Here is a 25,367-nt window from a genome sequence, read left to right as displayed (position 1 = left end):
TTATGTAGTATATCTGGCTGTGCATGGTTGAGAGGAGAATGTTTGGTGGGTAAGCAGAGATTGACGAGTATTTTTGCGACGAGTTTGTTGATGGGTGTTTCACTCGGTGGGTATGCCGTCGCATCTGCACACTCAATGAAGACGGCAAATGGCATGAAGCAAGAGAAATCAAATACGATGACATCCCCCATAAGAAAAACAATTCAAAATTCAGATGTTTTATTGGGGGCTGCGGCAAGTCCGCCGTCAGGCAACGGGAACGGGATGGTACTGTTTGAACAAGTCAAGACTTCAAAGATGATCTCAGTGCCGTTTTTAAAGAATGCGAATGCATTTCAACTCGCAGTTGTGGATCATACCGCGTATGTGCCGACGCTACAAGGAAAGACTTATTTGATTGATACTCAAACACATCGTGTCATTTCCCATTTTTCTAGCCCTGTGGGTGCGCGGATCGCTGATTTTTCAAACGTTGAACATTTGCTCATTCTTACGGGAGGAAAATCTGTCACTGCCTTTGCGCTTCCTTCACTAAAACAGGTATGGCAGTTGGGCGTGGGAGGCAACGCGCTTTCAGTCGTGGGGCGTGTTGCCTATCTATCAGGAAATTCCGCTAAAAACACAGTGATCATTGATTTGAAAAACGGGAAGATGATGGGCACCCTTCCAGTGGGGATGATTGAGGATACAGCATATGATCCGCAGAAACACACGCTTTGGCTTGCAAATTGGAATAACGGCAATATGACCGTTGTCAATACAAAGACAAATCACATCGTCGACGTCATCCATCAATCTGAAGGTGGCGGATTTAGCATGCAGGATATGGGAAGCATGCAGAAGATGATGAAGGCGACAGGTGGATACATGCAATTGGCCGTAGGTCCGCGCGGGAATCACGTATACGCGGCCTCTTTTAGCGGAAACATTTTAGCTTTTAACGCAGTCAAAAATACGTTTGACAGGAAGATTCCGACACTTCCTATGGCTAAATTGAGCGGCATTGCGATCGATCCTTCCGGGCAGTATGCGTACGCGACGGTTGAAAACATGAAAGAGACTGTCGCGATCTCTCTGAAAAATGACAAGCTCGCAGCGACATTCCCGCGGCTTGTATCCAATCGCTGGGTTGTTCTTCATTAAAGAAAGGACGATTTCAGACCACTACGAATGAGCACTTGTAAATTGAATGGTTGAATTTCCCGAGAAGACTGCGTCGATATCAAGACGCAGTCTTTTTGGTGTGACGATTAGCACAAGTCTGTTTTGGAAAATGTGAGATACTTGAGACGGAATTTTTAGGATGCTGTTTTGTGTATCCGTGCACATATTGATGAACAACACACTGGAGGATCCCCATGCGCATACGAATCGAACCCGTTTCCCGCGTTTTCCTTAGTGCGGCGCTTGTACACTTTCTTATTGGGACGACACTTGGAGCCTTGATGGCGAGCAACGTCACATGGTGGGACAGCATTTCCCCTTATCACGCGGAACTTAACCCCTTTGGTTGGCTTACCTTTCTCATCTACGGAATGACCTATGCAGTGCTACAACTCTTTGCATCTCTTCGCGTGCCTTGGAAAGGCTTGCCGTGGATCCATTTTGTTGTGGCTGAAGCGGGGGTATTATTGATCATCTTTGGATATCTGGCGCAGCGTCCATTATGGATTCATTGGGGGTGGGTTTGCCAAACTTCCGCAGGGATCCTCTTTTTGATTGCAGTGATGAGCGCTGTTGTCTCATCCAGAAGATCACGCAAATTGCTGCCTCCTGAGGCAATCTCGCCGGAAACTCCTGTGCACGTCTCCGAGCTTGACGACGCACCCCCTTTTACTGGGTTTTATTTCAATTTGGAAAAAGGTGAGGTTCGCGACACCGATCGTGTTGCAAAGCGAGGAACGAGCCTTGCACTGATCGTCCTGATTGTTGCGACACTCTTTGCCACGATGGATGGCATTCTTCACGGTGGAGACCCTTGGCTATCCTCCAAGCGCATTCGCATCCTTCTCTTTGATGGCTGGATTGCCGGAACGGTATTGGCCGTCTCTTTGCACCTTCTACCCCGCTATCGTCCGTCTGTCGCAGTTCCGTCAAAAATCGCCCATCTCGCGCAATCCATTTGGTTCATCGGCATCCTTCTTGCGGGCATCCTTCCGCCTGCTTTTTGGCTGCAGCAACTTGGAACGCGGGTGATTGGACTGTCTTTTGCCGTGATTGCGCTGCTGTATCTAAGACGCATCCCCTCTGCGCTGAGACAGACGCAACCACCCGTGAAACTTGCGTGGACAATCGCGTGGGCATTTGCCTTCATTCTTGGCACATGCCAGACGCTGGGCTTGCGTCCGCTCTCCTTGCCGGCGATTCACCTCTTATTTCTCGGATGGATCACGACGCTTGTCTATGGCGTCGGCTACGTGTTTTTCCCTTTGCTCCTGCATCGATTTCCAGCGTTTGCGCGCATGGCATCATTCCAGGTGCTCTTGTCGACAGTGGGTGCAGTACTCCTGATCATCGGGATGGTTGGAGCAGAATCTGAACATGCAGGCCTTTTTCGGTATGCACTGGCTATCGGGGGGAGCAGTGCGATGGCTGGGTTTTTCCTCTTTGCGCTACAGTGGAGCATCAAACGCAAACCCCGCGCATAGAGCGTCTATTTCACCCCTCATTTGGACTAGTAAAAGGCGATTTAAAACTGATCCATTCGGGTCTGACGCAGCCACCCAAAGCGATCTATGGTTAAAGCAATTCAAACATAAATACCGCTATGGGTATACGGGGGCGATCAGTGATGGGTGGTTCATCTCGAAACAAAGTTGTGATCGTGGGCGGGGTTGCCGTAGGGGCGGGGGTTGCCGCAAAGGTTAGAAGAATGGACGAGCGGCCGAGATTGTGCTGTTTGAAAGAGGGGAGCATGTCTCCTTTGCGAATTGCGGTCTTCCCTATTATGTGGGTGGCGTCATCACAGAGCGAGACGCGCTTTTACTGCATACACCCTCGTCTTTGAAAAAACGTTTTGACATCACCGTGCTAACACAGCATGAAGTAACAGAAATTGATCGCGAGCGAAAGCTCGTTCATGTTGTCAATCGAACCAACGGCGTTCATTTTGAGGAATCGTATGACAAGTTGGTACTGGCAGTCGGCGCGCGCCCACTTGTCCCCAATTTGCCTGGAATAAACCTGCCCGGGATATTTGAGTTGCGGACAGTTCCTGATGCGGATGCAATGAAGGCGTGGATCGATTCACAAAACGTTCGACGAGCGGTCGTAGTCGGTGCGGGATTTATTGGGATGGAGGTCGTCGAGAATCTGACCCATCTGGGGATTGATGTGACCTTAATTGAAAAGGCAGATCAAGTATTACCCCCTTTTGATCGAGAAATGACTGCCTCCTTGCGCGAGGAACTCAAGGAACGCGGTGTGGAAACCATCCTTGGTGATGGGATTGTCTCGTTTCAGGGGCAAGAGCGCGCGACGGATGTGCTGCTTGAAAGCGGTCGAGTGATTCAAGGTGATCTGTTCCTGCTTGGGATTGGCGTGCGACCGGATTTTACACTCGCCAAAAATGCTGGGCTTGAGCTTGGGGTCGCCGGAGCGGTTCATGTCAATCAGGAGCTTCAGACAAGTGACCCGAATATCTATGCGGCAGGGGACGTGGCGGAGATGACCCACCTTGTCGACAAGCAGCTTCGATTTACTCCGTTAGCTGGTCTCGCAAACAAACAAGCCCGCGTCATTGGTCAAAATGTTTGCGGGTCACATGTGACATTCGACGGGGCGCTTGGAACTGCGATTGTTAAATTTGGCAAGGCGACACTGGCATTAACCGGACTCACAGAAAAGATGGCGACGGCACAGAACCTGGCGTATCGCGTGTCTTATAGCACGTCAGGGCATCATGCCGGGTACTACCCTGGAGCAAAAATGATGACGATAAAACTCCTTGTCGATCCGGCGAGTCACCACGTTTTAGGAGCGCAAATCGCTGGCGAAGAGGGCGTGGACAAACGGATCGATGTCATCGCGACAGGGATCTCTGCAAAGTTGACCATCGAGGAAATGGCAATGTTAGACTTGGCGTACGCACCCCCGTTCTCTTCTGCAAAAGATCCTGTGGTGATGGCTGCGATGGCGGCTGAACATGTGATCGACGGTGATGTGCGGATTGTGCACAGTTTACAAGAAGTCAATGATTTGGGAGCGATTCTTGTGGATGTGCGCGACGATGCGGAAGTTGCAGATGGAATGTTGCCAGGGGCGATTCACATTCCCTTGGATGAACTGCGAGCGCGAATCGGTGAAATTGACCAAGGTCGACCCGTAGTGGTGTATTGTCGAAGTGGTCAACGAAGTTATTTTGCGTATCAGATTTTGCGCAGACGTTTGACGAGTGAGGTATTTAATTTGACGGGTGGATGGATTGTGCAAGAAATGCGAAAAAAAACAGCTTGACGTGAATCGAAAAACGTTTAGAGACAGGGCATCCAAGATGGATTGTCCTGTTTTTGACAAAGGATGGATAGGATCCTTGTCAGTCAGAAAAAACCAAAGACGTTCGAAGGGCGAGGTGGCAGTTAAATGAAAGGGAAAAAGATACTCGTATGTGTGGCGCATCCAGATGATGAGGTGTTTTGTTCAGGCACGATTTTGAAGCTGACCGACGAGGGAAATGACGTGTTTCTTGTCGTCGGGACACAAGGGGAAAAAGGGAGTCACGATCCCGCGCTTTCACCGCTTGCGATCGCTGAGATGAGGCGCAAAGAGATGGATCTCGCCGCAGAGAGATTGGGGATTCGCGAAGTGATTCAGCTGGGGTATCAAGACGGGGAACTACAATATGCGAATGACTTGAAAGAGACGTTGTTCCATCTTGTTCGACGAATCAGGCCCGATCTTGTCCTAACCTTTGACCCTTGGAAGCGATATGAGATTCACTCGGACCACCGCACCATCGGGTTTTCCATGATTGAGGCGGCGCACCTAGGCGCGAACTGTTGGTACTACAGGCAGCAGATTGCAGGGGATGTGGTATGCCACCGCAGCCAAGAGCTCTATCTCTTCAACTGTGACGAGCCCAATTACTACGTGGATATCACAAACGTGTTTGAGCGAAAGTGTTTGGCTACAAGTGCCCATCGCAGCCAGTTCGGGCAGGCGGTTGATGAGACAAGGCTCAGGCAAATCATCAATCAGCCCCACCCGGATGTGCAGATGACGATTGAACCGTTTCACAAAATGTGGCGATCGGATCTGTATCTCTAGTTGCGTGTGGCGAACGTGACGCAGCGCACAACGCGAATCATCGCATTTTGCGAAGATAGAGATGTAGAAAACGAAGACAGAGGAAACGCTCACGAGGAGGCAGTACGCATGGATCTTTATTCACTTCAATTTCGCGATAAAAAAATCGAACGGGTTTGCCAGCGAGGCAAAAGTAAATTTATGCAGCTTTCTCTTCAGGCGGGAGAAGGGATTGAGGAGCATCTTGCTCCACTTTTGTTGGCTGTGGTCATCCTCAAGGGACGCATCGCATTTTCGACAGGGAATCAGAAAAAAGAAATCGGCGAACTTGAAATGCTGACGCTTGACGCCAATACGCTGCATGCGGTTGAGGCACTTGAGCAAAGTATTGTGTTGCTTGTGCTGACACCTGATGATGAAGAAAAGAGAGAAGGGATTGCGCAATGACCAGGCGCCTGATTGACCTTGACGTCCGCGAAATGCTCCGCGCGCGCGAAGAACCGTTTCAACGCATCATGGCGGCGGTCTCTGAACTGGAGCCGATGGATGTCTTGCAACTTCACGCCACATTCAAACCAGATCCACTCTTGAATGTGCTTTTAAAGCGTGGACTTCGTCACGCGGTGCTGCAGCTTGATGAGGAACACTTTGTCGTCGATTTTTACAAGTCAGAAGAGGAACTTCCGTATTTCCACTTGGACAATCGGGGCCTTGAACCGCCGCAACCCATGGTGAGGACACTGGAATTTCTTGAGAAGCGGTCAGAGATCAAAGATGGCGCTTTGGGACTTGAAATCTGGAATGAAAGAGTTCCGGCATTTCTCCTGCCAGAACTAGACGACGCGGGATTTTCGTACAATTTGATTGAAGATCCCGACGGAACAGTGTGTGTCCGCATTGCGCGCTCCTCTGGTGAAGTATAAGGAGGATTTTTTATGCAGCAAACGTCGATTCAATCGAAGGAACGTGGGGGATTGGTGAGCCAGTCGCCGCCTTTTTCAGTGCCCATTCGCTACATGACGTTTGGGATCGCGTGCTTTGGAATCTTCGCGCTGGACCTTGTATTTCAGTCTTTTCATCTCACGCATGGTGATCCGGGCGCACCTGAGATTGTTGCACTTACACACCTGCTTACACTCGGTTCTCTCTTATCCTTTGTCATGGGCGCAGTCTACCAACTGGCGACGGTTGCCTTCTTGATTCCGATCGCGACGGTTCGCGTGGCGCGCTTAAACTTTTGGCTTTATGCGCTCTCATTTATTGGACTATTTTACGCGATGAGCACGTGGTGGGGGGCGGGATTTCTCCTTTTTGGCAGTCTTTTGGTTGTCGCGCTCTTTGTCTATGCGATCGTCATGCTTTTGTCTCTCACGCGGGTTAAGGCAAAAGATGTGATGTGGGGGTTTGTCGTATCGGCACACGTCTATCTCATGCTGGCGATCTCCCTTGCGATCGTGCTCGTTTTTGGCGATTCCGTCGCGATCAACGCCCTCTCGCCGTGGATGGACAGGTTGATTGCAACACATATTCTTCTGGCTGCAGGCGGTTTCTTCGGTTTTTTGGTCATCGGTTTTAGTTATAAGCTGTTTCCGATGTTTACGCTTGCCCACGGTTATGGCACGAAGTGGCACAAGTGGACACTCATGCTTGCACACAGTGCAATGGTTTTTTTACTCCTTGGCATTTGGAGGACTGTCCTGTTTTCTTGGATGGGGGTTGCGGCAGGCGCGTGTGCAGTGGTCTTGCACGCTGTATCGCTTAGGAGCATGGTCAGGCATAGAATGAAGAAAAAGGTTGAGGCACCGATTCATGCGGTGATCTACGCAGTGATTGTGGGTCTTCTTGCGTTGGGATTGTTTTTTTTCGCATCTGTTGCGGGCGGTGGGCAGAGGGCCTGGGAAAGCGTGGTCACGTTTTATCTGCTTGGATGGGTGACGCTGACCATGATGGGCTATGCCTATAAGATCGTGCCATTTTTGATATGGAGCAAGCGCTACAGCAATCGCAAAGGATCTGGAAAGACACCGGTCATCGCCGATCTTATCAATGTGAGTCAGTCGCGGCCGGTATTTAGCAGTTTCGCGCTTGGTTTTGTCACGCTCACAGTCGGGGAGATCAGGGTGTGGCCAGCGCTCTCTGTTTTTGGTGCGGTACTCACGGCATTTGCCATTGTGCTCTTTTGTTTTCAGATGGTTCGCGTGCTTGATCTCAAAAAGCTTGGAAAGGAGTTGTCCGATCGTGATTGATTTAGATGATGTACGGGAAAGGATAAAGGAAGTGTATGACCCGGAGATTGGGATTAACGTGGTGGATTTAGGGTTGATCTATGCAATCGAAGAACAAGAGCCAGGGACGCTGCATATCGAAATGACCATGACAACGCCGGGTTGCCCTGCACATGATACATTGAGTCAGGCCGTGGAGTGGGCGGCGGCACAGGCGGCGGGTGTGGCCATGGTCTATGTCGATGTGGTGTGGGACCCACCGTGGTCGCCTGCGAGTATGTCAGAAGAAGCGAGGGCTCAATTGCGAATCTAAGCTGTGCAATCGAAGACCTGCGTCTTGCATCATGGAAAAAGGGCACCGTGCCGCGGTTTTTGTGAGGGGGCGTTTCACGTGGAGGCAAAAGAAGCGGAAGAAGTCTTGCGGCAATTTGCGGGACCAAACGTAGGTTATGTCGAGGAGTTGTATGAACGCTTCAGAAAAGATCCGCTTAGTGTCGACGAGGAGACCCGAGCGTGGTTTCAAACTCACGCAATGCCTGCGCCGGGCTTGCCCCAAGCTGTGAACCATGGCGAAACAAAGCGTGTTCTATCTGCGGTGCCGCGCCAGATGAGTGAAGGACGATTCGTATTGGAGCATGCGCACACAGCGAGCGAGGAAGAGCGCGCCTGGCTTGAGGGGATGCTTGAGAAGCCAAGCATTGAGAAGCGAGAGGATCTGCGCCGGGAGACGCTTATGCGCCTGCTTGAGGTGGACGAGTTTGAGAAATTTCTCCATCGGGTGTTTCCAGGGCAGAAAAGGTTTTCACTAGAAGGTCTTGACATGCTTGTGCCCATGCTGGATGAACTCGTCAGGGCTGCTGCCGCCTCAGGCGTCAAGACGGTGATGATGGGCATGGCGCACCGTGGCCGTTTAAATGTGTTGGCGCACGTGTTGGGGAAACCCTATGGAGACATTTTTTCAGAGTTTCACACGTCACCGAACAAGGATCTTGTTCCGTCTGAAGGATCCCGTGGAATCAATGACGGATGGACGGGGGACGTGAAATACCACCTTGGCGCGCATCGCGATCTCCGAGAAGACACTGTCCGGGAAGTGCGCATCATCTTGGCGAACAATCCGAGTCATCTTGAATTTGTCGATCCCGTGGTTGAAGGCTATGCGCGTGCGGCACAGGATCGACGCGACAGGATGGGACAGCCTGTGTTTCATCAAGATCACGCGATGGCTGTCCTGGTTCACGGAGACGCTGCGTTTCCAGGCGAGGGTGTCGTCGCCGAAACCTTGAACTTGTCAAGGCTCGAAGGATATCAAACCGGCGGCACGATTCATATCATCGCAAACAACCAACTCGGGTTCACCGCTGAAGCGCGTGAAGGTCGTTCAACGCACTACGCGAGCGATTTGGCCAAAGGATTTGAGATTCCTGTGGTGCATGTCGATGCGGATGATCCTGACGCGTGCCTGTTTGCTGTGCAAATGGCGTATGCGTATCGGCAACACTTCCACCGCGATTTTTTGATTGATTTGGTGGGGTATCGTCGATGGGGCCACAACGAGATGGATGATCCGTTTGTCACTCAACCTCAAATGTATGAACATATCACATCACACCCGGTCGTGCGCCAGATCTATGGAGAGCGCTTGTTGAGCGATGGTGTCGTTACGAGTGAAGAGATTGAACGCGCAGTGGATCTTATCAACAAGAAATTGGGAGAGGCGTTTTCCGCAGTCAAACAGGGAGAGACGCGGCAGATGGCGCCTGCTGACACCACGTTTCGCGCGCCGCAACAGGACAGCATCCCACCCGTTTCACGCGAGCGACTTCAGGAATTGAACGAAGCGCTACTGAGTTATCCGTCTTCTTTTGCAGTTTATAAAAAATTAGAGAAAACGCTTGAACGCAGGAGAGGGGTCTTTAGAGAAAACGGGGGCGTGGATTTCGCCCACGCCGAAAGCTTGGCGTTTGCTGCGATCTTGGCGGAAGGAACACCGATCCGGCTATCTGGGCAGGATTCACAGCGGGGGACGTTTAGTCAAAGAAATCTCGTCTTCCACGATCGAATGGTTGAAAAGACACACTGTCCGCTACAGCATCTTCCTCAGGCCAAGGCGTCTTTTGCTGTATACAACAGCCCCCTCTCGGAGGCGGCAGTGATGGGTTTTGAGTATGGGTATACCATCCAGGCAAAAGAAGCACTCGTGATTTGGGAAGCGCAGTTTGGCGATTTTGCAAACGCCGGACAGGTGATCATCGATCAGTTTTTATCTTCGGGACGATCCAAATGGCTACAGTCGTCAGGACTTGTACTCCTGCTTCCGCACGGATACGAAGGTCAAGGGCCGGAGCATTCAAGTGCTCGTCTTGAGCGGTACTTGCAACTCTCTGCAGAGAATAACTGGCGCGTTGCCTATCCGACGACTGCCGCTCAGTATTTTCATTTGCTGCGGTCACAGGCGGCACTGCTGCGCGTCGATCCGCGGCCGCTGATTGTCATGACGCCAAAGAGCCTGCTGCGTCATCCCCAGGCGCAATCAACCGTCGGCGAACTGGCAGAAGGCTGGTTTCAACCCGTTCTTCATGAATTTACCGAGAAGCGCGATGCGGTTCAACAGTTGATCCTGTGTTCTGGCAAAGTGGCGATTGATCTTTTGCATGCGTTATCCACATCCCCTCTATCAAGCGAGATTGCACTCGCGCGTGTTGAACAACTCTATCCCTTTCCTGCGTCTTTCCTGCGTGATATTTTCCACGCGTACAAAAACCTTCGCCAGGTGGTGTGGGCGCAAGAAGAGCCTAAAAACATGGGGGCGTGGAGTTATATGGCGGCACGGTTGCCAGAGGTGCTCTCAAAAGACGTCTTGATTCGCTACGTGGGTCGACCAGATCGCGCGAGTCCGGCTGAAGGAGTGGCGGGCATGCATGATTATTTTCAGCGACAGGTGGTTGAAGAGGCGCTTCGGTTATCGCCCGATTCTGCAGATGAAGCAAAAGAGAGGGTGACGAGCGATGAGCGATATACGCGTGCCTGAACTCGGAGAGTCAATCGTTGATGCAACCATACTCACATGGTTTAAAAAGCCGGGTGATGTCGTTGCGGCAGGCGAAGCGGTGGCAGAACTCGAGACGGATAAAGTGAATCTTGAGGTGATCGCAGAGGAGGGCGGGATGCTCTCCAGTGTAAAAAAAGAGATTGGTGAGACGGTGCACGTCGGGGAAGTGATTGGGGTGCTTGATGCTTCTATCCGTCAGGAAGCAAGCCGCGGTGTAACACCGTCTGACGGTGGTCGCACGGATCAAGCGGGAGTGAGGGCGGCAGAATCTGCCGCACCGGCCAAAGAACTGCCGCATTCTTTGCATCTGGACACACCTGCACAGGGGCTCTTTGCACTTCGCGCAACGCCTTCGATTCGAAAGGAGGCGCGCGAGCGCGGCATTGACCTGAATCAAGTCGTCATTACACCGCGCCATGAAAAAGAGGTTGTGGCGCCTTCGCGTGAGCAGGGCAGCACGCCGTCATCGACGGCGCCTAAGGGAGCGGGTGAGTCGACACAGTTTCTTTCGTCTGCCTTTTTGCGCGAGGACGAGGAGCGCCAAAAGATGACAAGGCGCAGACTCACGATCGCGAAGCGCCTGGTTGAGGCGCAACACACCGCGGCACATCTGACGACCTATAATGAAGTCGATATGACGGGTGTGCTTGCGGTGCGCAATCGGCGCAAGGAAAAGTTTAAAGACACGCATGGCGTGTCACTTGGTTTCATGTCGTTTTTCACCAAAGCGACCGTAGCTGCGCTCAAGGCGTTTCCGCTTTTGAACGCGGAGATTCAAGAAGACGTCATGGTGATCAAACATCACTACGATATCGGAGTCGCCGTGGCGGCAGAAGGTGGATTGGTTGTTCCGGTGATCCGTCAGGCGGATCGTCTGTCATTTGCAGAGATTGAGACGGAGATTGCCCGACTCGCAAAAAAAGCGCGGGAAAACACACTCGGTCTGAGTGACTTGCAGGGAGGTACATTTACCATCACGAACGGCGGGGTGTTTGGCTCTCTTTTCTCGACGCCGATTCTTAATGCTCCGCAGGTTGGCATTCTCGGCATGCATGGCATTCAGGAGCGCCCGGTTGCATGCGACGGTCAAGTGGTGATTCGCCCGATGATGTACATCGCTTTATCGTATGATCATCGCATCGTCGATGGCGCCGAGGCGGTGCAGTTTTTGGTCAGGATTAAGCAACTCATCGAGGATCCAGAGGCGCTTCTCTTAGAAGGGTGATATAGTGAGAGGCGATACGATGGTGAAGGAGAGTTTGCCTTGACACGACTTGATGAGATTCTCGAGTTTAATCTAAAATTTGTCGAGAATCGCGAATATGAGCCTTTTCAGACCTCAAAGTTTCCAGACAAGAAACTGGTGATCTTGTCCTGTATGGATACCAGATTGAGTGATCTCTTGCCGCGTGCCATGAATCTGAAAAATGGTGACGCAAAGTTCATCAAAAATGCAGGCGCTGTGGTTTCTCATCCGTTCGGGAGTATCATGCGCAGCATTCTGGTCGCTGTGTACGACCTTGGCGTCGATGAGATATGCGTCATTGGGCACTATGGGTGTGGGATGGGAAGCATTGATCCGGAGGACACGATAAAAAAAAATGATAGAGCGCGGCGTCTCGTCGGAAACCCTTGACACGCTTGCGGTTACGGGGATTGACTTGAATGCATGGTTACAGCGCATTGACTCAATCCCGGACAGCGTGCGCGAGAGTGTACGCTTGATAAAGCGTCACCCCTTGATGCCAAAATCCATTCTCGTTCATGGACTTGTCATGGACCCTGAGACGGGGAAACTGGATGTTGTGGTGGATGGACACGTCTCATAAGGGAGCGCGGTTCTTTCGGGTTTGACCGCGATGGCAGTAGTTTTCCAAATAGAACAGGGGAGATGACGGCAGTCAACATGGCGACCAGAATGATTGCTGTGTCGATGCCGGAACTGATGGCACCGATTTTTAGTCCCACCGCTGCTGCGGCCACCGTTACGCTCATCTGTGTTGTAAGAAGCGCGGCGCCTGCTAGCGTTGAGCGCCAAGGGTAGCGAAGGCGCAAGATCAGAATGGGGAGCGCCTTAAACACATAGGTCGCCAGGAGCAACATGGGAAGTAGCAGGAGCGCTTTGGGATCGACGAGCAATGAATGAAGATTGAAATTCACGCCCACCATGATAAAAAAGATAGGGATGAGAAACCCAAATCCAATCGCGTCGAGTTTATGGAAGACATCTGTTTTTTCCTGCTCATTGACCATACCGACGAGAATGCCTGCCAAGAAGGTTCCCAGAATGACCTGCACGCCTAAGGTTTGTGACAGCGCCATGAAGATGATCATGATTGCCATGGAGGCGCGTATTCCGAGTTGCGCCGTTCCGTGCGCGAGATTTCGCACGGCTGTGATCGATGGAAAGCGCAAGAAAATGTGATAGAGCGCGATGAGCAGGAAGATGAGAATAAAAACGAGTAAGACACTTGCGGCTGGGCCTCCTTCAAAGAGAGATGAGGCGACAGAAATGAGCAGCATGGTAAAAAAATCGGCGAAGACGGCGGCTGCCATCATGGATTGACCAAACGAGGTCTGCAAGAGATTGTACTCTTTGAGCACAGGCACAACCACGGTGAGGGAGGTGGTGGTGATGATCAGCGCAAAGAGAAACGGACTTTTGATAAAATGATGCTCGTGCAGCCAGAGTGAAAAAAGCAACGAAAGACCAAACGTCAGCGCACAAGAAATGGTGGCAAAGACAGGTGCGCTTATGAGCGTTTGGCGAAATCCGTTGCCATTTTTCCAGTTCTCGGGTCGCAGTGTCTTGAAATCAAGCTCAAGCCCTGAGACGAACATCAAGTAGGACAATCCGAAAAATTGCAGGAACTCGAGCCACTGACTTGGATGAATGAGATTAAACCCGCTTTTTCCCACAATCACCCCCACGAGAATTTCTCCGACGACAATAGGGATGCGAATCCATGTGATTTTTGAAACGAAAAGTGGAACAAGCATCGCCAGAACCGACACGATGAGCAGTGACGACATGGAAAAGTCGATGTTTCCCATCAGTGGAGTATCCCTGACAAAAGTGCAAGACCGACGCCCATCCCGAGAACGCCAACGCTGTTGGTCGTCCAGCGGTGCCACTGCGCGCGCCCCAATTTGTGGAAGTGTTCTAGACCAGCGCCGAGAATGGTCAGAGAGGCGAGCATGGCGAACAAAAAACTGATAAGCAGCAAAGCCCCATCTGCTTGATTCGGGACGGTGGTCATTAAACCAAAAATCGCCAAATCCCCTGGCGCCACGGCAAGGCCCAGCAAAACGCCGAGTATCCAGGCCGAAGAGCGTGAGCCGATCCATTGACCCAAGCGTTTGCGCATCACGGAATGTTCTTTTCCAAACCAGAGATTGGCCAGGATCAGACCTGAGAAAAGTGAGATCCAAACCCCGGACACGCGACTTAAGAATGCACCCCAAGCTCCTGGAAGATGGTGCAAAAGAAAGAGAACGGCGATGCCCATGATGATCATCCCGAGACTGTGACCAAGGCCGATTCGCAGCGCGTAGCCAATGCCCGATCGCGCGGATGCGTGGTTTTGTTCCACATACGTGGTGACGGCCATCACGTGATCTGGCGCTGACGCATGTCGAATCCCGAGCAAAATCGCTAACCCCAACAGGAACCAAGACATGCTGGTCACTCCCCAAATGGAAATTCTTCAGAGAATATGCCGGTTCTTGTTTGGCCTATTCGTCTTTTATCCAATTTTGGGGGAGTATCGCCCAACTCGTTTGCGGACATAATGACGTACAAAATCAAAAGGAGGAATGAGCATGAACGAGCCACTCAGGCGTCCTGTCTTTGATTTTATCGCAAAATTGGTCCTAAGCCTCCTGGTCATCACCATTGCTGATCGTATTTTTACACTTTATGACAGCTATTGGGACTTGGCGATCACAGCGCTCGCAGTCGCAGCCGTTGGACTCCTTCTTGACTGGGTTGTCTTGCCGCGCATCGGCAGTTTTCCAACGCTTTATGTTGACAAGATGGCGTTTCTCTTGGTTATTTCACTCCTGTCGCTTGGAATGAGCAATTTTACCATCGTCCCATTTTACGTTGCAGAAGCGATCGCGATTGTGCTTGCACTGTTTGAAGAGGGATTGCATCGCGCCGTGCTCCCAAAATCGTTTCATTTGGAAACGTAAAAAGGTACTTCTCATTTTGGATGTGGGAACACCCGCTCGATATCGCTCAGAATCAAATCACTTCCAGATGTGTTTCCGTGCAGAAAAGAACTGGAAAAGATCTGGAAGTGATTCACGAGCGTTTTGTCTGTACTAATCAGGATGTGTTGTGCCGTTGGAACCGAGGACTGCACGGTTGTCATAATTTGATGTTCTAAAAGTGGTGTTAGATTTTTTCCGTCTCTTGTCGCAATTCCAACGTAAAGATCATCTTTACGTTGGAGGACTATGGCAAATGCGACGTTTTGAATCTGTGCCGCAATCGCGCTCGCGACGCCAGGTCGCGGATGAAACGCCGTTTTTTTGACCGTGGCGTTTTGCAGTGAGTTCGCATCATTGATGTGTACATGGCTTTTGTCAGGTTCGCGGTCACGCACAAACGAAAACCCTGAGCAAGAAATCAAGGTGGTAAATAACAGCGCGACGGCGTTTACTTTTTTGTATCGACTAAAAGGCAAAGGGTTCATCGCTCAAGGCCTCCTAAACATCGTCGTCTTGCAAATCGTTTTGTTGACCTGTCTTGATAAAATCACGATCGACGCGGATCGCAACGGTTGACAAAAACCAGAGCAGCAAGGACATGATGCCAATTTGAAAAACCCACCAAACAAGATCCCACCAGTCTGGCATGCCTGGACTATAGGGAATATAAAAGGGTGCTGTGGGCCATCTCATGCTATTTTTCACTCCTTTTGTGCAAAGTGGTGTGAATCAAATTGACAAACTTTACAAGAGATCTAGGATCACAAACAGCGCGGTCCAGGCGAGTGCGTTAAACACATAGGTCCAGATTGCTCCTTCCAGGCCCCACCCGGTCTCTTTTTGGATGAGACCCTTGCCAAGCCGTAGATATACACCCCAGACGACAATCAGGGCGATGAGGGTGTAAAAGCAGGCTACACCCAGTGAGATCAGATCAATCTCTCCAAATGGACTCAGCGCATCAAAATTGTGAAACCAAAGTGGGATCAGCAGACTGAGAAAACCGATGATCCCGAGCAGAAGCGATGTCATGATGTGGCTGCGAACGCGGGGTATATCGTTTTTTTGCAGCGCTGCGCGTGCGGTGAAAAGCGGAAGAATTCCGATGAGAAGCGCCAGGGTCGGAAGGATTCCGCCAAGCCATAAATTCAAGCCGACTGGTACAAAATTTCCCGCAATCACGAAGCGGATATTGATCAACAAAAAGTAGGGCACCGCTTGCGAGATGCAGTACAGGCTCATGCCGAAGCGGTTTTTCCTGAGATCGCGCTCTGAGAGTGGCCGTATGCCTGATGAAGATGGCGCGAGCGTGTCTTGATTCGACATGGGTGATCACGTCCTTTTTGGCGATGTAGTGACGGATGGTGCGCTTTCACGATAGTCGTAGAAGCCAGTCTCAACTTGTGGGAGTGGCTTGAATGTTGCGATCCCGGGCTTTGGTGTGGCATGCCACTCTAAGGTTTTCCCATTCCACGGGTTTTGCTCAGCGGGTTTCCCTTTATTCCACATCCATGCGATATGCACGAAGTTAAACAGGAATCCTAATCCCAGCAAAAAGGCAAACATGGAAATGGAGAAATTTATGTTTTGAAGATACTGCGGGTAGACTGCAACCCATCGATTCATGCCGTGAAATCCGGCAAAGAACATCTGTCCAAAAGCGGAGTTGAATGCGACAAAAACCCAGATCGCACCTAACTTGCCGAGTGCCTCACTGTACATGCGCCCCGATAATTTAGGGAGCCAGTAGTAAGCTGCGGCGAGCCAAGTAAAGATCATGGAGCCAATCACTGTGTAGTGAAAGTGCGACAAGACAAAGAAGGTATCGTGCGTTTGGAGATTGATGACAGGATCCGCCAAGAGAACGCCCGTGATCCCTCCGATGAGAAAATTGAACATGCTCATCAGAACAAAAAGTGTGGGTGTACTAAATTTCAGACGCGCCCCCCACAGCGTGCCGATCACAACCAAATAAGAGAAGCCGGTTGGAATCGAGATCATCTCCGTGAAAAAGGAGAATGGGAGCATCTCGCTGTTGCGCATGTTTGTAAACATGTGGTGCGCCCAAACCAATCCGCTAAACAACATGACAAAGACGAGACCCAGCACGCCCCACTGTCTGGCAAACAGCGTCTTTTGACCCATGACAGGGACGATCTCTTGCCATAGCGCAAACGCTGGAACGACAATGATGTACACCTCTGGGTGACCAAAGAGCCAAAACGACTCCATGTAGGTAAGTGGTGAGCCCGTTTGTTCAAACAGTGAAAAGGGCACGATCAAATTGAGCAGTGAGATGATAAATGTCATTTGGATCTCAGGTACCCAAATGATCGTGAGCAGGCTGACTGCGAGAATTCCCCAGGCAAACATGGGGAGGCGATTCCAGGTGAGGCCTGGCGCGCGTTTGAAGATGATGGTCACGGTCAGGTTGATCGCCACGAGCAGGGATGACGTGGTCATGGCGAATACTCCAAGATAATAAAACACGATCCCCGACGGATCCTGCCCAGACAGCGGTGCATAGGCGCGCCAGCCGGTTGTCCACTGACCGAGCAGTGGACTGAGAAATACGGTGGCGATGCCAGCCGGAAGCAACCAGTGGCTGAGTCCTGAAAGGCGCGGAAAGGCAGAAGAGTTTGCCCCTATCATCAGCGGAATGAAATAGTTTGCAAAACCGCCGACCAATGCGACCGTCCCGACAGAAAACATCATAACGGTACCGTGGATGCCAACGGTAGTCAGGTAAGCGCCAGGGTTAGTAAAGACCCACAGTTTTGCGTTCATCAATTCCATCCGCATCATCATGGCGGCAAATCCCGCTAAGAGAAAACTCCCCGTCGTTGTGAAGATGTACTGTAGACCGACCACTTTGTGGTCTGTGCTGAACATGAAATAGCGACGCCAGTCATTTGGGACATCCCACTCCACGGGGTGGCCAAAAAAGGGGAGGACTATGACCTCCCATGCGCCGACGCCAAGCAGCCAGCCAATGACTGCGGCAGCCCAACCGACGGTTGCGGATACGCGCGTGACAAAAGGGTCGTAAAGTTCGCGATCCAAGACTTGACTCACCAGCGTATTAAAGATGAGAAACCCGATGGCAGCCCACAACAGTCCGCGTATGACAGGTGGTGCCATTCGTCTTCCTTGCCGTTTCGCGGTATCTGCACCGCTCAGTCCCGCAGCATTAGCGCTCATCCAAATGCTCCTTTATTTGAGGATGTTTTCCTGATGTCTTGTGTGCGTGAATCATCAGGATGCTTCGAGTTTGCGTTGGGCCTGTACCCATTTTAAAAAGTCAGAGGAGGAAACGACATGCACGGGCGCCTCCATGAAAGGGTGGCCAGGACCGCAAACTTCCGCGCACTGCACCCGAACCATCGGGTCGACATCATACGAAGTGATTTTGTTCGTGTGAACATACTCAAGGCGCGTTTCTCCCGGTATAATGTCTTGTTTTAAGCCAAACGCCGGAATCCAGAAGTCGTGAATCACAGCCCCGTTCGGATCATATGTGTGATACGGGTCGTAGGAGCGTAAAACAAAGCGCACATTCTGGTTGACCGGCAAATACAGCGTACTGTTTCCGTTGCTGTCTTCGGCGGTTTGAATTCCGTATTGTGGGTAGCTAAAGATCCACTCCCACTGGCGTGCTGTGACATTGACGATCAGATCGTGACGGTTCAGTCGCGCTTCTTCGTTGTTAAACATCTGCTCAAGGGCTGAGGCAGAAGGGTGCACGAAAAACAGAATGTTTAATGCGATGCTGAGCAAGACCCAGATGCCGATAAACATTTTGTTGTCCCGGAACTGAAGTGATCTTCGCGAACGAAACCGAAGTGCTGTATAAATCAACATCACCACAATGAACGCGATAACCGGAACAAGCACGGTCAGGATGAAAGCCATCGCCTTTTCTCCATCGAGCGCTTGCGATGTGGCGGCAGAATAGTACAATCCGCGCGCCTCCATAGCGTGAACTCCCCACTCGCCAAGAAGTGTTGCAATCAGCCAAAAGACTGCAAACAGTAAAATATCGATCATGTTCACCCCTGCTTCTCATTCATGTTCATGAAGCGGCAGAGCGCTGCAAGACGATCATCTTGGCAAAATCGTGATCGTACCGCGCATGCCAGCGATGTAGTGCATGTATTGCTGAACGAAACATCCGTAGTACCATGTCCCTGGCTTATTCGGGACGGTAAACGTCATGTTGAGACTGCCGCCTGGCTGCAGTGTCGGACTGAAATTTCCACCCGTCACGACGTTTGGCATCGGTCCGATAAATTTGGCAATCGCTTTGTTGACACACAGATTATCCACATGGTTTGCGCCACTGAACGTGACGTGAATTCCATTCCAAAAATCAGTGTCAAACTGTGTTGCGATGGGTCCAAAGACAGAAGGCGTAAAATCGTATCCGCGACCAAGCATCATCTCATGCCAATGCGTCGTGCTTCGGTTGTGGAGTGAGATAGTCACCTGGTCGCCCGCTCGCCACGTGATGTGGCGCGGCTCGAAGCCATAGTCATACTGCTCGATTCTGGTGACGGGTTCATTCAAGGCTCGGCCTGCCATGGCGGCGGTAGCATCGCTTATCGGCCGCTTCAAAAAGAGCGAGAGGACAGCGATCAGGACGGCCAAACCGAGAACAACGAAAAACGTCGCTGCACTCCAGCGGGAATCGCGTCTTGGTCTTGATGAATCAACTCGCCGCAGTGAAGAATCCTCCTGCATACGTAAACCCTCCGGACTTTTCAATCGTCATATCGATCAATCTTACGCGCGCAACCCCTTACTCCACTTGGACTTGAGGTGTCCCTGACGAGACCACGCGGAACTGCGCCCACATACCTAAGGGCTCGTGGGTCGGTGAATGGGCGGGGTAGCGATACAGCATGTTTTCTAAACGAAAATTGCCGACGCGATTCGCGACAAAGCGAAGGGTCTGCGAGTCGCCAGGCATGATCCCGGCAGTAGGGTTATTCTCCAGAGCGGGAATGGAGAGCGCAGAGCCAGCAAAGGCAACATGTTGCGCCGCATCATAGACTCCCACGCCATACGGAATTCCCCCGTCATTCGTCACGTGAATCGCCACCGTGTAACCCACAGGTATGGTAAAGACCAGATGGCCGTTTGCGTATCCGTTGAAATTGGCCGAAAGATTTGCATTGTGCCGAGCCATCGTGAGAAAGAGATTGACTGTGTGTGTTGCGGCGTCTGTCACCAGCAAGGAAGACGGATTGCTTTGAATGCGCTCATCGCAACCTGTCAGCAAAAGCGCCCCCGTTATTGCGCTGACGATCCATCCAGATTTCATTTTCATCTCCTTGGGTAGTCCACCTCTTTCGGTCTGGTTTAGGGATAATATGGGTTGCAAACGTAAAAGGTATGCATGATGTTCCAGAGAATCAATTTATTTACTTTCCATCCGTATTTGGGGGAGCGATGCAAAGCGATGATGAGAATTGCGCAGCTTCATCCCATTCTTTTCATCAGTCTCACGATCAGTGTGCTGCTCGGGTGTGGCAACGCGCAAGACGCAGTGCATCATGTCATCCCCGCTCAAAATGAAGGAATTCGCGTCACACTGCTGCATTTTCCAATACAGCCTCGCGAGATGCAGTGGGAGCGCGTGCGAATCGACGTCCAAATGCCTGCGGCGCTGCGCCATCCCCAGATTCGAGTGGTACGGGTGAAAGCCGTGATGCAGGGGATGAGCATGCCTGCGCTAGAGACAGATCTGCATCCGCTCACTCATGGGCGCTTTGAGGGGAATCTACTTTTTACCATGCGCGGAGTGTGGACGCTCCATTTCTTACTCGCGACAGGAGGTGCCATCTATGAGCAAAGCCATTCCATCGAAGTCCGTGCCTAGACGCATACTGCCCATTGCCGCTTCGTTCACGGGGACTTCGTCAAAGGCAGTTGTCCTATGTCGATCTGTAGCGCTTGCAATCTTTGCCGCGGCGGTTTCGCGCCAGACCGACCTGTGGATTGCACAGGCGGATCACCGTAGCCTTGTTTTGCCTCACGCGCTGGTTTACTTTGCGCTCGTGCTGTCAGGACAGATTCTGGGACTGACCCTGTCAGGCGCACTGCGGCAGACTACCGCGACACTGTTGCGCGCAGTACTTCCCAAAACATCGGAAAAAGACCGTGCAAAACGCGCGCGATCCGTCGCCGCATGCATCATTGTTTTAGGCATGCTTCCGGTTCCTTTGTGGACATTGCCATCGCTCAATGCATTTCTTGATGGACACATCTGGCTTTTGATCGAGACGTATCTTGTGCTTTTTTTTATGGGCTTTCTCACAGGTGGCGCGTGGAGTGTGCTGCTTTTGGCGCGCTTGTGGCGGGCTTTGCTTTTTCAAGCGGCGCTCGTATTTATGATGCTGGTAAATGTACTTGCCGCCAACAGTTGGTAGATCGCGTGTTGGAGGAGGGGCGTTTTTGTGCAGCTGTTCATGCTGATGGGCGGGGCGCTTTTGATCGGGTTTATTCAAGGATTTCTCCACTGCTCGGGGATGTGCGGACCGTTTGTTCTTGCGTATAGCTTGGGGGTGCGCGCCAAAGCGGAGCAGGGCGCTTCACCGCGCACACTCGTGGCGGCATTTTTTAAGAGTCAATTGTTGCACAATCTGGGGCGCATCGTTTCTTTTACCATCCTTGGCGCGGTGTTTGGGGCAATGGGGTCCTTTCTCAATACCCTTCGCGGCGCGACGGGGATCGAGGCGATTTCTGGACTGATTGGGGGAATGCTCATGATTGGCTGGGCAGTGGATGAGTTTCGCACAGGACACGGCGGTGGTTTTGTCGAGCGTTTTTCGATCCTTTCATGGAAACCGGTGCAGCGCGCTTTGCGTGTTGGAATACAGAAAACTTCACTTGGCTATGCCTTTTTTTCTGGCATATTGCTCGGTTTACACCCCTGCGGTTTGCTTTTTGCGCTGCTTTTGGCGGCGTCGGCGACCGGCTCTGCCCTTGCGGGTGGCCTCAGCCTGTTTGCATTTGGTTTGGGAACAATACCATCCCTTTTGACAGTGGCCACCATCGGTTGGTATGGGAAGAAGCGCTTGCAGGGCAGGGTATTTGCAAAGGTGACCGCCGCCTTGATGACATGCAGCGGCATTCTCTTTATTTTGAGGGGACTCGCGATGAATCACTGGATTCCGAGTGTGAATGCATGGCTATTCTAACGTGTGCTTTGTGCGAACAGCCGATTGAGCGGCCGATTCCCCGCGCATCTCGCGTGTTTTGCTGTCACGCTTGCCTGCAACTCTTTGAACTGCTTGGCGCCGAAGAGGTGGAGCGGTTAAAGCGCCAGCCTGGTATTCGCTTTGATGTTTTGAATCAAGTGCCTGTTTGCGATACGTCAGAATCCTTGTCATCTGCGGACTCGCCGCAAATGCTAAAATTGTCGCTCTCCGGCGTCTTTTGTCCATCATGCTGCACACTGATCCAGCACGTCCTGTCGCGGCGCGCGGGAATTCTGTCTGTGAAAACGGACTATGTGCAGTCCACGGCAGAAGTGCTGTATGATGCACTGCGCGTGGATGACGCTGCGATTGCGACGGAGATCGAGAAACTGGGCTATCCTGTCACGCAGCGTGTGATCGCGAATGAGGCCGACGAAGTGAATGTGCTTGATTTGCGAAAGCGACTCGCGCTCGCCCTTGTGCTTACTTTTTTTATGATGATGTTGAGCATTCCGGTCTGGTCGGGGGACCTGGCGCTCTTTACAAAACCGCTTGCACAGGCGCTCTCGTACGGGTTGCTGGCACTTGCCATCCCGACTGTTTTTTACAGCGGATGGCCGTTTTTGCGCGGAGCGTGGACGAGCATTTCGCGCGGTGTCCCTACGATGGATCTGCTGGTAAGCATTGGGAGCCTGTCGGCGTTTGTCTACAGTCTTGTCAGTCTGCGTCTCAGCGGGGATTATCTCTATTTTGACACTGCGGGTCTCTTGATCACGTTCCTTCTTTTGAGTCGCGTTCTTGAAGCGGGGGCAAAACAGCGCGCGCTGGCCGTTTTAAAAATGGTGCAAAGGCTTTTGCCGATCGAAGCGCGCCGCGTACAGGGCGTGAGTGAAGAATGGGTCGCGGTTGAAAGGTTATGCGAGCGCGAGCACGTCCTCATCCGTTCTGGCGAGATTATCCCCGTTGATGGGCGTATCCTTTCCGGTGTGAGTGAGGTGGACGAAGCGATTCTCACGGGGGAGAGCAAACGCGTGAGTAAGGAGGTGCGCGATTTGGTTTACGCGGGGACGACACATTATGGCGCAGATCTTGTCATCGAAGTGGTGCGGGCCACAGAGACCCTGTTGTCCCAATCTGCCGATTATGTTCGGCGCGCTCAGGCGTCAGCGTCAAATTGGAATCGCTTGGCACAGCGGATTGTCGCGATTTTTGTTCCTGTCGTCCTGGCGCTTGGCGTGACCACGTTTATCTACTGGTTTTTTGTGGCGCATCTCACACCCACGCTCGCGTGGTTGCGGGCCATTTCTGTGCTCGTCATCGGCTGCCCGTGCGCGCTAAGTATTGCCACGCCTGTGGCGCTTTTAAGCGGGGCGCAGGCGCTTTCAAAACACGGCATACTTCTGCGCAGTCAAGATGCGATGGAGCGCGCAAGAAAAATTACCTGCGTCCTGTTTGACAAGACAGGTACGCTGACGACGGGACGAATGACGGTTATAGACGATCTGTCTGTGAATGTTTCGGGTCTGCAGGAACAACGGTTGGCGGCGGCGGTGTCTGTAGACAGGGCGCCGAGCGCATCTTGGCTCAGTTTGGCGGCTTCTGCGGAGTATCCTGCAAAACATCCCATCGCCGATGCGCTGCTTCGCTTTGCGCGAGAAAAGGCGTGCGAATTGTATCCGGTGGAGTCGTTTGAAGAAGTGACGGGATGGGGAGTGCACGCGACCGTGCTTTGTCATTCGGTCAAAATTGGCGCGACGCCACTTGGCTGCCCCCTGTCGCGGCAGTTGCGTGGAAAAAGGGATCAATTTGAAGCGATGGGGGCAACCGTTTCTTATGTGATCATCAATGAAGAGGTAAAGGCGATCCTTGCTCTTGGGAGCGAGATCCGCCCCGAGGCTTTTTCCGTTCTTGACACGCTCAAGCGTGACGGATACACCGTTTATCTCGCGAGTGGGGATCATCCAAAAGCTGTGGAGCACATCGCTGATCGCTTGGGAATCACGCGGTGGCACGCGAGGCAGACGCCACTTGCCAAAGCAAAGCTCGTCACAGCGCTTAAAGAAAAAGGGGCGCAGGTATGTTTTGTCGGTGACGGCGTGAACGACGCACCCGCGCTGATTGAAGCGGACCTTGGCATAGCCATGGGCGCGAGCGCAGATCTCGCGCTTGAAGCGGGACACATGATTCTGGCAGACAACACCCTGCGCGCGCTTCCTCACACCCTAGACATTGTTCGGGCAACCGCTTTAGTCATCAGGCAAAACCTTGTCTGGGCGCTCGGCTATAACCTGATTGCTCAGGCAATGGCCATCAGCGGCTATGCACAACCGGTGTTGGCGGCAGGGGCGATGGTGTTGTCAAGCCTCTTTGTACTTGGCAATTCTCTTCGCATCGTGGGCTTTTCACCTTGGCGCTATGTGCGCCGTGTGGGGCTGGCGTTTGGTGTGGCGTCCATTCTCGCACTGCTTGTGTATTTTCGACTTTGACACACATGGGGGTAGTGTGATGAGTTCGTGGGCAACCATCCAGTCCTTTCATTCGTGGCGTCCGGACGTCCTTTTTCTCGTCCTGCTTCTTGGCGCGATCTATCTGGTGAACACGCGCGACAGTCAAGCGGCGAGGTCGGCGATCGCTTTTTTTCTCGGCCTCATCCTCCTGTACCTGACGCTTGGCCCGCTCGCGGCGCTGAGCGAGCGCGCCTCGTTTACAGCGTATATCCTTCAGATGCTCCTGATGACGATGGCGCTTCCCTGGCTGCTCGTTTTCCGGCAACCAGACGTTATCCTGCGCCCCCTGCTTGACATCGAGTGGATTCATCGTTTGATCGTGCGCGTTGCGCATCCATTTATCGCGATGGTGTTGTTCAACGCCTTGCTCACTGCAACGCTGTTGCCAGCCGTTTTTGCACGCATTGTCACGATCAGTTGGATCCACATTGTGGCGCAGAGTGCCATGGGGCTTGCTGCAATTTTCTTTTGGTGGCCGATTGCCAACCCGCTGTGTGAGGAAAGAGGGCTCACGCGAGGGAGAAAAATTCTCTACATCGTATACTCGATGAATTTTATGATGCCAATCCTCGTCGCGCTGTTTGTCTCCAATCACCCCTGGTATGCCGAAGTGGCGCGCGGTGCCTTACAGCTCGGGATAAACCCGCTTGCGGATCAGCAAGTTGGCAGTGTTGTCATGCTTTGCGCAATGTATCTCGTCTATGGAACGATCGGGGCGCGAATCTATGCGCGGCAGGATCAGTCCATTTGGTATGAGTGAGGCTGTGTCAATTGCGACGGACGGATGAATGAATCCATGCATAGAATGGGAAATTTTGAGACAAAGTTAAAGGTGCAACCACGTGTGGATAAAAACTCCTGCGATGGAGGACTTTATGGTCTACAAATTGCCTTTAGTAACGACGCTGTTTTTGTTTTCACT

25 protein-coding genes and 1 pseudogene are annotated in these 25,367 nt (G+C 52.0%); 17 read left to right on the top strand and 9 right to left on the bottom strand.

Features of this window, described 5'->3' with window-relative positions:
* The first annotated feature begins 45 nt into the window (after nucleotides 1-45).
* From ATW55_RS11415 to ATW55_RS11365, 11 genes and pseudogenes are all read left to right on the top strand, one after another.
* Nucleotides 46-1,143 carry a YncE family protein gene (locus tag ATW55_RS11415; protein ID WP_067717551.1) on the top strand — a complete coding sequence of 366 codons (1,098 nt, stop codon included), beginning with the start codon at nucleotides 46-48 and terminating at the stop codon, nucleotides 1,141-1,143.
* A gap of 215 nt (nucleotides 1,144-1,358) precedes the next feature.
* Nucleotides 1,359-2,648 carry a hypothetical protein gene (locus ATW55_RS11410; RefSeq protein ID WP_067717548.1) on the top strand — a complete coding sequence of 430 codons (1,290 nt, stop codon included), beginning with the start codon at nucleotides 1,359-1,361 and terminating at the stop codon, nucleotides 2,646-2,648.
* A 244-nt stretch (nucleotides 2,649-2,892) separates the two neighbouring features.
* Nucleotides 2,893-4,455 (top strand): FAD-dependent oxidoreductase, encoded by a 1,563-nt coding sequence (locus ATW55_RS11405; protein WP_160327232.1) that lies wholly within the window; start codon nucleotides 2,893-2,895, stop codon nucleotides 4,453-4,455.
* 126 nt (nucleotides 4,456-4,581) lie between these two features.
* Nucleotides 4,582-5,265, top strand: coding sequence for a PIG-L deacetylase family protein (locus ATW55_RS11400; RefSeq protein ID WP_067717545.1), 684 nt, complete (start codon nucleotides 4,582-4,584; stop codon nucleotides 5,263-5,265).
* Between the two features lie 108 nt (nucleotides 5,266-5,373).
* Nucleotides 5,374-5,691 carry a hypothetical protein gene (locus ATW55_RS11395; RefSeq protein WP_153005134.1) on the top strand — a complete coding sequence of 106 codons (318 nt, stop codon included), beginning with the start codon at nucleotides 5,374-5,376 and terminating at the stop codon, nucleotides 5,689-5,691.
* Complete coding sequence (locus tag ATW55_RS11390; RefSeq protein WP_067717534.1) at nucleotides 5,688-6,167, top strand: DUF2249 domain-containing protein; 480 nt, start codon at nucleotides 5,688-5,690, stop codon at nucleotides 6,165-6,167. Before ATW55_RS11395 ends, ATW55_RS11390 begins: the two co-directional genes overlap by 4 nt.
* Nucleotides 6,168-6,179: 12 nt before the next feature.
* Nucleotides 6,180-7,490 carry a hypothetical protein gene (locus tag ATW55_RS11385; RefSeq protein WP_067717531.1) on the top strand — a complete coding sequence of 437 codons (1,311 nt, stop codon included), beginning with the start codon at nucleotides 6,180-6,182 and terminating at the stop codon, nucleotides 7,488-7,490.
* Complete coding sequence (locus tag ATW55_RS11380; RefSeq protein WP_067717523.1) at nucleotides 7,483-7,782, top strand: metal-sulfur cluster assembly factor; 300 nt, start codon at nucleotides 7,483-7,485, stop codon at nucleotides 7,780-7,782. Before ATW55_RS11385 ends, ATW55_RS11380 begins: the two co-directional genes overlap by 8 nt.
* Before the next feature lie 78 nt (nucleotides 7,783-7,860).
* Nucleotides 7,861-10,500 (top strand): 2-oxoglutarate dehydrogenase E1 component, encoded by a 2,640-nt coding sequence (locus ATW55_RS11375; protein WP_067717521.1) that lies wholly within the window; start codon nucleotides 7,861-7,863, stop codon nucleotides 10,498-10,500.
* Nucleotides 10,478-11,746 carry a 2-oxoglutarate dehydrogenase complex dihydrolipoyllysine-residue succinyltransferase gene (odhB, locus tag ATW55_RS11370; RefSeq protein WP_067717519.1) on the top strand — a complete coding sequence of 423 codons (1,269 nt, stop codon included), beginning with the start codon at nucleotides 10,478-10,480 and terminating at the stop codon, nucleotides 11,744-11,746. Before ATW55_RS11375 ends, odhB begins: the two co-directional genes overlap by 23 nt.
* A gap of 39 nt (nucleotides 11,747-11,785) precedes the next feature.
* Nucleotides 11,786-12,350 (top strand): annotated as a pseudogene (locus tag ATW55_RS11365) (beta-class carbonic anhydrase).
* Here the strand turns inward: ATW55_RS11365 and ATW55_RS11360 are convergent.
* Together ATW55_RS11360 and ATW55_RS16150 are read right to left on the bottom strand one after the other, a co-directional pair.
* Complete coding sequence (locus ATW55_RS11360; RefSeq protein WP_067717517.1) at nucleotides 12,295-13,575, bottom strand: cation:proton antiporter; 1,281 nt, start codon at nucleotides 13,573-13,575, stop codon at nucleotides 12,295-12,297. The pseudogene ATW55_RS11365 and the gene ATW55_RS11360 overlap by 56 nt on opposite strands.
* Complete coding sequence (locus ATW55_RS16150; protein WP_067717514.1) at nucleotides 13,575-14,201, bottom strand: hypothetical protein; 627 nt, start codon at nucleotides 14,199-14,201, stop codon at nucleotides 13,575-13,577. Before ATW55_RS16150 ends, ATW55_RS11360 begins: the two co-directional genes overlap by 1 nt.
* 142 nt (nucleotides 14,202-14,343) lie before the next feature.
* On the opposite strand from ATW55_RS16150, the gene ATW55_RS11350 reads away from it, so the two are divergent.
* Nucleotides 14,344-14,715 carry a hypothetical protein gene (locus ATW55_RS11350; protein ID WP_067717510.1) on the top strand — a complete coding sequence of 124 codons (372 nt, stop codon included), beginning with the start codon at nucleotides 14,344-14,346 and terminating at the stop codon, nucleotides 14,713-14,715.
* A gap of 11 nt (nucleotides 14,716-14,726) precedes the next feature.
* Here the strand turns inward: ATW55_RS11350 and ATW55_RS11345 are convergent, their stop codons facing one another.
* The 7 genes from ATW55_RS11345 to ATW55_RS11315 are packed head-to-tail and all read right to left on the bottom strand — an operon-like array spanning nucleotide 14,727 to nucleotide 20,059.
* Nucleotides 14,727-15,221, bottom strand: a complete 495-nt coding sequence (locus tag ATW55_RS11345) for a YhcN/YlaJ family sporulation lipoprotein (RefSeq protein ID WP_067717507.1) — start codon at nucleotides 15,219-15,221, stop codon at nucleotides 14,727-14,729.
* A gap of 13 nt (nucleotides 15,222-15,234) precedes the next feature.
* Nucleotides 15,235-15,429: a hypothetical protein gene (locus ATW55_RS11340; RefSeq protein WP_067717504.1), complete on the bottom strand. Its 195-nt coding sequence runs from the start codon at nucleotides 15,427-15,429 to the stop codon at nucleotides 15,235-15,237.
* Between the two features lie 51 nt (nucleotides 15,430-15,480).
* Nucleotides 15,481-16,062 (bottom strand): hypothetical protein, encoded by a 582-nt coding sequence (locus tag ATW55_RS11335; RefSeq protein ID WP_067717501.1) that lies wholly within the window; start codon nucleotides 16,060-16,062, stop codon nucleotides 15,481-15,483.
* Nucleotides 16,063-16,068: 6 nt separating this feature from the next.
* A complete protein-coding gene (locus ATW55_RS11330) occupies nucleotides 16,069-17,937 on the bottom strand; it encodes a cytochrome c oxidase subunit I (protein ID WP_067717498.1) in 1,869 nt (622 codons plus the stop codon).
* Between the two features lie 54 nt (nucleotides 17,938-17,991).
* The gene (locus tag ATW55_RS11325; protein ID WP_082685793.1) at nucleotides 17,992-18,783 is read right to left on the bottom strand and encodes a cytochrome c oxidase subunit II; all 792 of its coding nucleotides are present in this window, start codon (nucleotides 18,781-18,783) and stop codon (nucleotides 17,992-17,994) included.
* Nucleotides 18,784-18,837: 54 nt separating this feature from the next.
* Nucleotides 18,838-19,476, bottom strand: a complete 639-nt coding sequence (locus tag ATW55_RS11320) for a hypothetical protein (RefSeq protein ID WP_067717496.1) — start codon at nucleotides 19,474-19,476, stop codon at nucleotides 18,838-18,840.
* A 58-nt stretch (nucleotides 19,477-19,534) separates the two neighbouring features.
* Nucleotides 19,535-20,059: a sulfocyanin-like copper-binding protein gene (locus tag ATW55_RS11315; protein ID WP_067717494.1), complete on the bottom strand. Its 525-nt coding sequence runs from the start codon at nucleotides 20,057-20,059 to the stop codon at nucleotides 19,535-19,537.
* 138 nt (nucleotides 20,060-20,197) lie between these two features.
* On the opposite strand from ATW55_RS11315, the gene ATW55_RS11310 reads away from it, so the two are divergent.
* Genes ATW55_RS11310 through ATW55_RS11290 form a run of 5 tightly spaced genes read left to right on the top strand, consistent with a single transcriptional unit; the run spans nucleotide 20,198 to nucleotide 25,205 of the window.
* A complete protein-coding gene (locus ATW55_RS11310; RefSeq protein ID WP_067717492.1) occupies nucleotides 20,198-20,617 on the top strand; it encodes a hypothetical protein in 420 nt (139 codons plus the stop codon).
* Nucleotides 20,583-21,167, top strand: a complete 585-nt coding sequence (locus tag ATW55_RS11305; protein ID WP_067717489.1) for a hypothetical protein — start codon at nucleotides 20,583-20,585, stop codon at nucleotides 21,165-21,167. The genes ATW55_RS11310 and ATW55_RS11305 overlap by 35 nt, the downstream gene beginning before the upstream one ends.
* Nucleotides 21,168-21,194: 27 nt before the next feature.
* Nucleotides 21,195-21,938 (top strand): sulfite exporter TauE/SafE family protein, encoded by a 744-nt coding sequence (locus tag ATW55_RS11300; protein ID WP_201024976.1) that lies wholly within the window; start codon nucleotides 21,195-21,197, stop codon nucleotides 21,936-21,938.
* Nucleotides 21,926-24,424: a heavy metal translocating P-type ATPase gene (locus tag ATW55_RS11295; protein WP_067717486.1), complete on the top strand. Its 2,499-nt coding sequence runs from the start codon at nucleotides 21,926-21,928 to the stop codon at nucleotides 24,422-24,424. Before ATW55_RS11300 ends, ATW55_RS11295 begins: the two co-directional genes overlap by 13 nt.
* Before the next feature lie 19 nt (nucleotides 24,425-24,443).
* On the top strand, nucleotides 24,444-25,205 hold the full coding sequence (locus ATW55_RS11290) for a cytochrome c oxidase assembly protein (RefSeq protein WP_067717483.1): 762 nt from the start codon (nucleotides 24,444-24,446) through the stop codon (nucleotides 25,203-25,205).
* Nucleotides 25,206-25,367 lie beyond the last annotated feature (162 nt).

It is taken from the genome of Ferroacidibacillus organovorans, assembly GCF_001516615.1.
Taxonomy (GTDB): domain Bacteria; phylum Bacillota; class Bacilli; order Alicyclobacillales; family SLC66; genus Ferroacidibacillus; species Ferroacidibacillus ferrooxidans_B.
The sequence above is the reverse complement of the archived record's forward strand: the minus strand, read 5'-3'. Positions and strand labels throughout refer to the sequence as shown.

Excerpts from the sequence above, each read along its gene's own strand:
- ATW55_RS16150 (WP_067717514.1), bottom strand. The coding sequence starts at position 14,201 with ATGTCTTGGTTCCTGTTGGGGTTAGCGATTTTGCTCGGGATTCGACAT.
- ATW55_RS11325 (WP_082685793.1), bottom strand. The coding sequence starts at position 18,783 with ATGATCGATATTTTACTGTTTGCAGTCTTTTGGCTGATTGCAACACTT.
- ATW55_RS11395 (WP_153005134.1), top strand. The coding sequence starts at position 5,374 with ATGGATCTTTATTCACTTCAATTTCGCGATAAAAAAATCGAACGGGTT.
- ATW55_RS11305 (WP_067717489.1), top strand. The coding sequence starts at position 20,583 with ATGAGCAAAGCCATTCCATCGAAGTCCGTGCCTAGACGCATACTGCCC.
- ATW55_RS11295 (WP_067717486.1), top strand. The coding sequence starts at position 21,926 with ATGGCTATTCTAACGTGTGCTTTGTGCGAACAGCCGATTGAGCGGCCG.
- odhB (WP_067717519.1), top strand. The coding sequence starts at position 10,478 with ATGAGCGATATACGCGTGCCTGAACTCGGAGAGTCAATCGTTGATGCA.
- ATW55_RS11345 (WP_067717507.1), bottom strand. The coding sequence starts at position 15,221 with ATGAACCCTTTGCCTTTTAGTCGATACAAAAAAGTAAACGCCGTCGCG.
- ATW55_RS11330 (WP_067717498.1), bottom strand. The coding sequence starts at position 17,937 with ATGAGCGCTAATGCTGCGGGACTGAGCGGTGCAGATACCGCGAAACGG.
- ATW55_RS11290 (WP_067717483.1), top strand. The coding sequence starts at position 24,444 with ATGAGTTCGTGGGCAACCATCCAGTCCTTTCATTCGTGGCGTCCGGAC.
- ATW55_RS11320 (WP_067717496.1), bottom strand. The coding sequence starts at position 19,476 with ATGCAGGAGGATTCTTCACTGCGGCGAGTTGATTCATCAAGACCAAGA.
- ATW55_RS11315 (WP_067717494.1), bottom strand. The coding sequence starts at position 20,059 with ATGAAATCTGGATGGATCGTCAGCGCAATAACGGGGGCGCTTTTGCTG.
- ATW55_RS11385 (WP_067717531.1), top strand. The coding sequence starts at position 6,180 with ATGCAGCAAACGTCGATTCAATCGAAGGAACGTGGGGGATTGGTGAGC.
- ATW55_RS11335 (WP_067717501.1), bottom strand. The coding sequence starts at position 16,062 with ATGTCGAATCAAGACACGCTCGCGCCATCTTCATCAGGCATACGGCCA.
- ATW55_RS11340 (WP_067717504.1), bottom strand. The coding sequence starts at position 15,429 with ATGAGATGGCCCACAGCACCCTTTTATATTCCCTATAGTCCAGGCATG.
- ATW55_RS11390 (WP_067717534.1), top strand. The coding sequence starts at position 5,688 with ATGACCAGGCGCCTGATTGACCTTGACGTCCGCGAAATGCTCCGCGCG.
- ATW55_RS11350 (WP_067717510.1), top strand. The coding sequence starts at position 14,344 with ATGAACGAGCCACTCAGGCGTCCTGTCTTTGATTTTATCGCAAAATTG.
- ATW55_RS11360 (WP_067717517.1), bottom strand. The coding sequence starts at position 13,575 with ATGGGAAACATCGACTTTTCCATGTCGTCACTGCTCATCGTGTCGGTT.
- ATW55_RS11310 (WP_067717492.1), top strand. The coding sequence starts at position 20,198 with ATGATGAGAATTGCGCAGCTTCATCCCATTCTTTTCATCAGTCTCACG.
- ATW55_RS11410 (WP_067717548.1), top strand. The coding sequence starts at position 1,359 with ATGCGCATACGAATCGAACCCGTTTCCCGCGTTTTCCTTAGTGCGGCG.
- ATW55_RS11400 (WP_067717545.1), top strand. The coding sequence starts at position 4,582 with ATGAAAGGGAAAAAGATACTCGTATGTGTGGCGCATCCAGATGATGAG.